This window comes from Lactiplantibacillus sp. YT640 (assembly GCF_049745435.1).
GTDB classification, from domain to species: domain Bacteria; phylum Bacillota; class Bacilli; order Lactobacillales; family Lactobacillaceae; genus Lactiplantibacillus; species Lactiplantibacillus plantarum.
On the sequence record NZ_JBMNVY010000055.1, the window covers coordinates 1 to 8,365 of the forward strand.

Below are 8,365 nucleotides of genomic sequence, written 5' to 3' on the forward strand. Positions count from 1 at the left end.
GATACTTATTTTTAACTTTGTGAAATTAAATTGGTCTAGGTAAAACGATCAAATCAAAGCCTATTTTAACAGCATTCTTATTTTATAAAAGTTAGTGAATTCTAGCCAATGGTGGAACCTGATCACGGCTAACTTTCTTATAATTAGTCACACCAAATTTAGGATTATATGTAATTCTAATGATCTGTCCCTTATGAAATGGCCCTAAATCATCAGCAACCGTTTTAACCTCTAACTGTTGCCGATTCCCATACTTATCTTTAGCAATACCACGATAAACATAGCCGTTCTGTGTAATCCCAACTGGAACTGTTACAGGAAATGATTCACTACTATCATTAACTCGCATGTAGTAATAATCACCACCATACCGATAAATATGCCACCCAATACTTAAAATTGTAACCCCAACTAGTAAAACAACCAAGACAACTTCTATCCAATGATTTTTAATCGCAAACTTACTCAAAAATAGCTCACCCTAATCCTCATAAAACCTATAAAATATTTAAAACTAACTTGACTTTGGTCTCGACCTTTGCTGTTCAGAGCGCTTGAACCTGAGCGGGATATAGTTTTCCCCTTGTTTTGCGAAGAAGAAAACTTTTTGTAGTTCGTCACCAATCACACTCACGTAAAAAAACTTCAATTGTTACTATAGCGCATGTAGATTAGCCTAACTAATTTAGCCTATAAAAAAAGCACCCTTTATAGGTGCCAGCAATCATTTATTTTTAGTTGTTTGGATCACTGGCCTTGCGTAATAGCCCTGTACTTTCGTACTGCTTTACCGCCCGCCCCGTACGTGGGGCATACGTTCGGAAGAAACCTAAATACAAGTATAGGTTAATTCCTAACGGGAGTTTATAGCGGCGGCTCTCGTTTGACCTGTCCACTTGTTTCATTAGCTTGTTAACCGGCTGTCAGTCCTCGAAAGGTAGAATTAACTTGCTTGGCTAGAATGTTGCCACTCTAGTAACGAGGCTTGGCTCCCCCGTGATCCAGAAAAATTCAACTCTACCTACTTGAAAAATCTTACAATAGTAGGTAAAATGAACACATAAACTTTGCTTAGAGTTATTGTGTTCCCCCGGTGGCGACCGAGGGAATTTTTTTGTCTATTTAATTTAGTTACAAACAGTATTATACCCCTTAGCCTAGCAATTGGCCAATGGATTTTGTAACAAAAGATCGCGTGTTTGAATTTTTCTAACAGTTTTCCAACATTTTTCTAACACACGCATTCCAGCGCTGTATATTTAGACAAATCCCTATATATAAGGAATATAACAATATATATTTATATATACTATATAGTTTGTTAGAAAGTAAGAAAAAAAGTCCCCAGAAAAAATTTGTTTTTTCTTAGGAACCTCGATATTTTTCTAACAATCTTACAAGCCTTGGCGCTGTAAGTAAGAAACGTGTTTGAGTTAAATTTTATTTTCTAACTTTCTAACATTTTTATTGAGTGAATTCGGTGCTTCGTTGGTAATAATATAGCACTGCTGGCGGCATTTTACAACCCTTCCATTGGTAAGCCAAAAATATAGCAAAGGGGTATTTTTAACGTCTTAGCCAGCCGAATAAGCCCTTTTTAGGCGTCTTATTCTCTACTCCCTTGGAATTACCCTCGGTAGGCTTTAAAACGTCTGTATGGTCGTTTTGCAGTGGTCTATCGTCCTGTGAGGGGGTGTTGTTTGTAGTGGTATCGAGTAATTTCTCGTTTTGACGGTTAGTAGACAAGTTTAATTGTTGTTGCTGGCTTAGTAACTTGTGGGCTTCGCTCAAAGATTGCTGAAGCTTTTCAATCTGATTATCTTTTTCAACCAGTTGCTTTTCTAGCAACTCCATTGCTGTATTCGTGACGCTATCGTGTGTAACACGATTACTGTAACTTACATTCTCGTTACTTACAGCCTTGTTACTGTTTAAAAAATGCTGTTTTAAAAGCTTATATCCGTCATCGCTTATTATCAGCCTACTTGCTCCGTTAGTATGTACCTTACTTACATACTTACTTCTAAAGTTATCGTCCATTTTTCGCATGATAGCTTGCCTTGTAACGCCAAACTCCGCTGTAAGTTGTTTCATAGTCTTACTCATGTTACTTACACCCCCTAATTTTACTAATGTTAACATAGTTAATCATGGTAAACACTGAACGAGGGCTTAGAATACGTCTCTCAACATATGATATATATCCTATCGCGGAGATTTTTAAGAATAGTGGCTGTTTTGGCTTGATATGGACGGCTGCCTTTCTGACCAGTATAATTCTATTATGCCAATTAGTTAGTACATATTACTACCAAAAGAAGGAGTAACCCCAAACACATGAAATTAAAAGTTTGGTGGCTAAGCAATCTTATTTGGCTAATCATCTTCAGTATATTAAGCTTTGTAATTTTCATTAGAAAAGTTGCTGGTGCTGGAACGATTCAAACGCCAGCAACTAAATTAGCTGCTTTTATTGTGCTAGTGGTTTTCTTTATTGTTATCATCTTGATCCAACTTGTCTTACTGCTATTTGTTAAGCATAGAAAGTAAAACTAAATCAGGGTCTATAACTGACAAATAGACCTTTGATCATTTCTAAAGTCATTCTTCAGAACGGTATTACGATCTGAAGAATGACTTTATTGACGACACTAACCAAACTATCCAGTTGTGCAAGTAACATTTGCGTGACTAATGCTAGTAATTCTTGCTAGGATTGCCTTAGATCCTTGATTATGATTTAGGAGGAGTGAGATTTGAGCTTTAAAGACGATATCAAGACCTTGCGCAGGCAATCTAACTTAACCCAAGAAGCATTAGCTCAAAAATTACATGTGACCCGTCAAACGGTTTCAACTTGGGAAACTGGCAAGAACATGCCAAATTTAGAGACCCTGCATGCTTTGAGTCAACTGTTTAACATCTCACTCGAAAAACTTCTATTTAACGAGGAGATTGCAATGAAAAAAAATAAAGAACCCTCTTTGGCCACCCAGATAGATCATGATGTTAAGCTTAAAAGTCGTTATCGTCGTTGGACTTTTGGCTTAGGTAGCTTGATCGTACTAGCACTAGTTAGTGTTGGTATTTTATGTTTGGGATATTATAAAGGTATTGGGACGATTGATCGATTTGATCCGTTTTTATCCTATAAAGTCGGGTACACTAAATTACCTAGTGAAAAGGAAATTTCACCTAACAATAAGGCAACCAATGGTTACTGGACCGCTTGGTTCACTGATAATACGATGGGGAATGAATGGACCAAACTAACCTTAACAACGGGGCTTAATCCTGGGGTCAAAGATCCTTATGTGATGGCTTATCATAAGGGCAGTTATGTTAAAGTTGCGCGTATCGTTCCTCGCACCTACATTAATCAGACTTATGTTAGCAACCTAGCAGCGCTAGATGCTTTGTTAAATCATAAGGGAAATACAGCGACTAATAATCATGACCTCAAAAAATTTAAGACACAGATCCATGTATCTGACACGGTCCAGCAGTTAGGTGACTGAATAGAGAACCACCAAGTTACAATCCTGCAAGTAGTTTCAGGGTCTATAAGTGAGAAACAGACCCTCAAAAATATATATTACTTGATCTTCCCTTTTTCTTGGAAGATCTTTTTTTGTTCGAAAATAATTCGACAAAAATTTGCTTTCTTGTTTTTCTGTGCTAAAGTTAAGTCGTCTATTCGAACTGGTGTTCGATTATTGAGCAAATAATTTTTAAGGAGGTTGGATCAGAAACTGCTTACTAATTCGATAGCTTGTTCGTTTTAGGCGCTATAGTCACTAAACACAGAAAGGATGATTTATGTATGGATGAAATGGTAAAAGAAACACAAGTCTGGCTCAACAAAACTTATGGTTCAGTTTCTGGCTTTGGTAAAGTGCCCGAGGACGGTAATACTGGTTGGAATACAGTTTATGGGTTAACTAGAGCTCTGCAACACGAATTAGGGATCACAGATCTAGTTGATAATTTTGGTCCTTCAACTGCCGCTAAATGGGATACTCAATTTGCTAATAAAGTTAAAACTGGCTTTAAGCACAATGTTGTTAAAATAATCCAAGGTGGCTTTTGGTGTAAGGGTATCAACCCTGAAGACTTTACCGGAGAATTTACTACTAACACGGCGGCTGCTGTCGTTGAATTAAAAAAAGACGCCGGTATCAAAGACACCAGCGCCAACGTAAACTCGGACATTATGAAAGCCTTGCTAACAATGAGCGCGTTTGTTTTAGTTCCTGGTGGGGACGCTAAAATCCGTTCAATGCAACAACAGCTTAATCATGATTATCAAGCTTACACTGGTATTTTACCATGTGATGGGATTTATCAAAGGGATACGAACACTGCTTTGATTTATGCCTTGCAGGCTGAGGAAGGTTTGAGTGTTGATACAGCAACTGGTTACTATGGCCCGTCTACTAAAACAAAAACACCAACCGTGACCCAAGGACAAAAGAATAATTTTGTCAGGATTTTACAATGGGGCCTCTATGTTAATAACAAAGTTTACACAGGCTCTTTTGACGGTTCGTATGGAACAGCCGTTGTAAATGCTGTCTCTTCTTTTGCAACAACTATGGCTCTAAGTTCTACTAATGGAGCTTCTGCTGGCATAGACGTTTTCATGAGTTTATTGACTTCTGCCGGCAACCCAGACCGTTCCGCTATTGCCTGTGATACTTCGTTTCAGTTAAATGCCACTCGTGTTTCAACGCTTAAAAAGGCCGGTTATTCAATCGTTGGTCGGTATTTAACAGGGTCAGTTGGTAGTGGCAGTACAGAGAGAGCAAAAAATTTAACAGCAACTGAAGTACAAACAATTACAAGCGCCGGGTTAGCTCTCTTTCCAATTTTTCAAGACGGAGCTTCTGACGATCAAGCCTATTTTACTAGCACACGCGGAACCGCAGACGGTCATAAAGCTGGTCAGGCCGCCAAGAGGCTAGGGTTTCCTACTAACACAGTAATTTATTTTGCTGTTGATGCCGACATTCAAGCTGGAGATATTTCTGGATCGGCCACTCCTTACTTTAAGGCTGTCCAAAGCAGCGTTGCAAGTTATGGTTATCAGACAGGTATTTATGGAACACGCAACGTTGCACAAACAATTATCGCTGCTGGTTTCGCAACAAAGGCCTTTGTTTCAGACATGTCAACCGGTTATTCCGGTAACTTGGGTTTTGCTATTCCAAAGGCTTGGGGCTTTGATCAATTTTCTGAAATCTCTATTGGAGATTTTGCAATTGATAAGGTAGCTACAACGTCCAGCCGTCAAACTGCTGTCAAAGAACTTAGCCCTGAAAAATACGGAACTTCTGACGATCTTAATAAGGTTAATAATGTTATCCAAAGTTTAGCCGACGGTACAAATATTTTTCATCTTTTCAAGGGAATTAAAGTAACTGCTGCAGGGGATATTTATACCGTTAACACCTTATTTGCAACAATCACTCTTTCAGTTGACTTTGAAGGGGATATTAGCACGGAAGGTGGATTGGCAAAAACCACTTACAACATCAATAACCACAAAGTTGATTTCACATTTGACGGCCCTGTCCAAAAGGTTATTGAGCAAAATAAACTTGCATTTGATCCTAACTCATTGTTAGCTCAAATTTCAGCAATTGGTGGGAAAATTGAAGCCGGTGATATTACCACGACTAGCAACATTAGTGCCGGTGATCATGTGTTGACGCTACAGCTTAAGTCTACCATTGAGCACAAAGGCCAAGATAACACGACTTATGATTTAGGATATGCTATCACCCTTAAGATCCATATGCACAAATATAATGGCTCAACAGTACCGGTAGGAGTTTCAGCAACGGACGTTGAAAAGTATAATAGTAATCTTGATACTATTTTTAAGGCGGCTAAAGATACAGCTAAGTTTGCACTTAGCATTGAAAACTACAGGTCAACATTACTCTCGTCCGTTTTAGAATCACTACCCAAAGCCCCCGATCCTGGAACAGTGATTGGCTATGAACTCGATGCTACTATTATATTTGTAGGTATACTAGCTTTGGCTATAGCCGCTTAAAACTTAAAAACAAGGATTCAAAAGAATCCTTGTTTTTTTTTATACTTATGAGAAAATTATAAAAAATGTTCTCTAAATTTGTTTAATCCATGAAAGAAGACTTCTTATGACCTTTTTTATTGATTTATTGTTACTTTTAACGTTGTTTTTTTTAATTTCTTATCTTTACACTACAAAAAAAGAAAAAAGAAAAAAAACAAGCATTATTGAGCTTGGTAGACTACCAATTTTATATGGAAAACATTACCGTACTTTTCAAAAGTTTAATAAATTCCGCCTCTTATTTGGAGCCTTAGCATTAATTAGTCTTACAATTGGTATTTATACTGCTATTTTTGAAAGAGATTTTTCTATGCTTGGATTTACAGATTCCATTGGTTTTTTTGCATTATTCTTTGCTTTTTTTATGGAACTTTTAAAAAACCAAACAATACAAAGGAAAAAGATACAGTATGACCACGCATTAAAGATTACAGATAAAGAAAAAAGAAACAAGACTATTTCTATTTATGGTATTTGTGCTTGCTGTTTCTTATTAGGAATCTTAACTTTCACAACACTTTAAATAATCATTTTAGGGTCTATTATATAGAAATCGCCCCTCAAAAACATTGAAAGAATAGCCCTCAATATCTATAATGTAGATATTGGGGGCTATTCTTTTGCTTTTATCAATAAATAACATCTGTTTTTCAAAAAAATTGTTGGACATTTGTACTAATCGAACTAATTTCTTGCTGAGATAAATTGGCCACAACTTCGCCATCTGATCGTTTTGTTGGATCGACAGCGCGGACATGTTGTAATAACGCTGTTCCGTGAATTTCCCCTTTATCTATCTTGATAAATAACGGAGATTTAACATACTTTTCTAGGGTGCGATATTTGTCAGAAGTGCTGATTGGTACAACTAGCACCGTATTAAAATAGCGATTATAGTGATCGTTGCTCACAACTAAACACGGTCGCTTTTTCTTAGTTTCAGTTCCTTTGGCTGGATCTAAATTAATCCACAAAATAGCGCCTTGTTTTAATTTCATTAATCAAAATCTTCACTTTCTATGTCCTTACCCCAATCAAATTCTGTGGTACTGAGATTTCCGAACTTTTTTTCTTGTTCATCAACAAGTTGCCATAGATCAGGTTTACTACGAACAATCATTACTCTACCATTTGGTTCAATCTGCCATTCAATTGTGTCAGTAGACCGAACTTTTAACAGCTCACGTACTGTTTTAGGAATTGTAATCTGATTTTTACTTGTGATCTTCGAGCTAACTTTAGTTACATTACCTGCACTCACAATATCATCTCCTTACTTTTTACTTACAAAAATAATAACATAACTATTTTAATATCTCAAGAAAAGGGGCTAAAACTATGCAACAAGTTGTCTTACCCATCAAAGATTCTAACGTGCTTAAGGAGGTTCAAGATACGTTACTCAACAACTTTAAAGCTGGCCGGCGTAACTATACGATTTTTCAAGTTGGCAAAGCGACACTTTTGCGAGTCAGTGATGTCATGCGCTTAAAACAGACCGATATTTTTAATCCGGACGGGTCTATTAAGCAAAATGCGTTCATTCACGATCGAAAAACGGGTAAGCCTAATACCTTGTACCTTAAACCAGTTCAAACAGAGCTCTTATTGTATCGACAATGGCTACTTGAGCATCAGCTGGATTCTGAATGGCTCTTTCCTTCCATTCAACACCCCGAACGCCATATCACGGAAAAACAGTTCTACAAAATCATGAGCAAGGTTGGCGATCTGTTAGGAATTAATTATCTAGGGACCCATACGATGCGTAAAACCGGGGCTTATCGCGTTTACACGCAATCAAATTATAATATTGGCTTAGTCATGAATTTGCTAAATCATTCCAGTGAAGCAATGACTTTAGCTTATTTAGGCTTAGACCAGGCTAGTACTGAAACGATGCTGGATAAAATTGATTTTGGTTAGGAGGCTGGCTTTATGGATTTAGATTTTAAATCAAACAAGTATGATCTTTTCGATGATTGGCATCAAAACAAGACTAAACAAGAGTTTACACAAAAGTTGNCGATGATTGGCATCAAAACAAGACTAAACAAGAGTTTACACAAAAGTTGCAGCAACAAGCTCAACTTGAAAAAACACAGCTGCCACAGTTATTGTCGCGTGAAGATTTAAAAATTCGCTGGCAGATGAACTCTCGTCAAAGTGTTCATCAAGTTGCTAGTAAGCCTGATTTTCCGCAACCCGTTTTTGCTTTTAATCATGGTAAGACGCCACTTTACTTAGCAACTGAAATTCAAA

9 protein-coding genes and 1 pseudogene are annotated in these 8,365 nt (G+C 37.2%); 6 read left to right on the forward strand and 4 right to left on the reverse strand.

The window, feature by feature from the left end:
• Positions 1-91 precede the first annotated feature (91 nt).
• On the reverse strand, positions 92-469 hold the full coding sequence (locus ACOV1R_RS15260) for a YxeA family protein (protein WP_050340468.1): 378 nt from the start codon (positions 467-469) through the stop codon (positions 92-94).
• A gap of 1,097 nt (positions 470-1,566) precedes the next feature.
• Positions 1,567-2,106, reverse strand: a complete 540-nt coding sequence (locus tag ACOV1R_RS15265) for a hypothetical protein (protein WP_050340470.1) — start codon at positions 2,104-2,106, stop codon at positions 1,567-1,569.
• Between the two features lie 231 nt (positions 2,107-2,337).
• On the opposite strand from ACOV1R_RS15265, the gene ACOV1R_RS15270 reads away from it, so the two are divergent.
• From ACOV1R_RS15270 to ACOV1R_RS15285, 4 genes are all read left to right on the forward strand, one after another.
• Complete coding sequence (locus tag ACOV1R_RS15270; RefSeq protein WP_015063544.1) at positions 2,338-2,550, forward strand: DUF3923 family protein; 213 nt, start codon at positions 2,338-2,340, stop codon at positions 2,548-2,550.
• A 206-nt stretch (positions 2,551-2,756) separates the two neighbouring features.
• A complete protein-coding gene (locus tag ACOV1R_RS15275) occupies positions 2,757-3,518 on the forward strand; it encodes a helix-turn-helix domain-containing protein (protein WP_050340453.1) in 762 nt (253 codons plus the stop codon).
• Between the two features lie 305 nt (positions 3,519-3,823).
• Entirely contained in the window at positions 3,824-6,061 is a 2,238-nt protein-coding gene (locus ACOV1R_RS15280) for a glycoside hydrolase domain-containing protein (protein WP_050340455.1), read from the forward strand.
• Between the two features lie 106 nt (positions 6,062-6,167).
• Positions 6,168-6,626: a hypothetical protein gene (locus tag ACOV1R_RS15285; RefSeq protein WP_017866851.1), complete on the forward strand. Its 459-nt coding sequence runs from the start codon at positions 6,168-6,170 to the stop codon at positions 6,624-6,626.
• Between the two features lie 127 nt (positions 6,627-6,753).
• Here ACOV1R_RS15285 and ACOV1R_RS15290 read toward each other — a convergent pair whose 3' ends face one another.
• Together ACOV1R_RS15290 and ACOV1R_RS15295 are read right to left on the reverse strand one after the other, a co-directional pair.
• Positions 6,754-7,101, reverse strand: a complete 348-nt coding sequence (locus ACOV1R_RS15290) for a type II toxin-antitoxin system PemK/MazF family toxin (protein WP_050340458.1) — start codon at positions 7,099-7,101, stop codon at positions 6,754-6,756.
• Positions 7,101-7,364 (reverse strand): type II toxin-antitoxin system PrlF family antitoxin, encoded by a 264-nt coding sequence (locus ACOV1R_RS15295; protein WP_017260787.1) that lies wholly within the window; start codon positions 7,362-7,364, stop codon positions 7,101-7,103. Before ACOV1R_RS15295 ends, ACOV1R_RS15290 begins: the two co-directional genes overlap by 1 nt.
• A 77-nt stretch (positions 7,365-7,441) precedes the next feature.
• On the opposite strand from ACOV1R_RS15295, the gene ACOV1R_RS15300 reads away from it, so the two are divergent.
• Together ACOV1R_RS15300 and ACOV1R_RS15305 are read left to right on the forward strand one after the other, a co-directional pair.
• On the forward strand, positions 7,442-8,029 hold the full coding sequence (locus ACOV1R_RS15300; RefSeq protein WP_420499401.1) for a site-specific integrase: 588 nt from the start codon (positions 7,442-7,444) through the stop codon (positions 8,027-8,029).
• A gap of 12 nt (positions 8,030-8,041) precedes the next feature.
• A pseudogene (locus ACOV1R_RS15305) lies at positions 8,042-8,365 on the forward strand (hypothetical protein); the annotation flags it as partial.

Coding starts and splice junctions, on each gene's coding strand:
- ACOV1R_RS15265 (WP_050340470.1), bottom strand. CDS start 2,106: ATGAGTAAGACTATGAAACAACTTACAGCGGAGTTTGGCGTTACAAGG.
- ACOV1R_RS15300 (WP_420499401.1), top strand. CDS start 7,442: ATGCAACAAGTTGTCTTACCCATCAAAGATTCTAACGTGCTTAAGGAG.
- ACOV1R_RS15285 (WP_017866851.1), top strand. CDS start 6,168: ATGACCTTTTTTATTGATTTATTGTTACTTTTAACGTTGTTTTTTTTA.
- ACOV1R_RS15270 (WP_015063544.1), top strand. CDS start 2,338: ATGAAATTAAAAGTTTGGTGGCTAAGCAATCTTATTTGGCTAATCATC.
- ACOV1R_RS15290 (WP_050340458.1), bottom strand. CDS start 7,101: ATGAAATTAAAACAAGGCGCTATTTTGTGGATTAATTTAGATCCAGCC.
- ACOV1R_RS15280 (WP_050340455.1), top strand. CDS start 3,824: ATGGATGAAATGGTAAAAGAAACACAAGTCTGGCTCAACAAAACTTAT.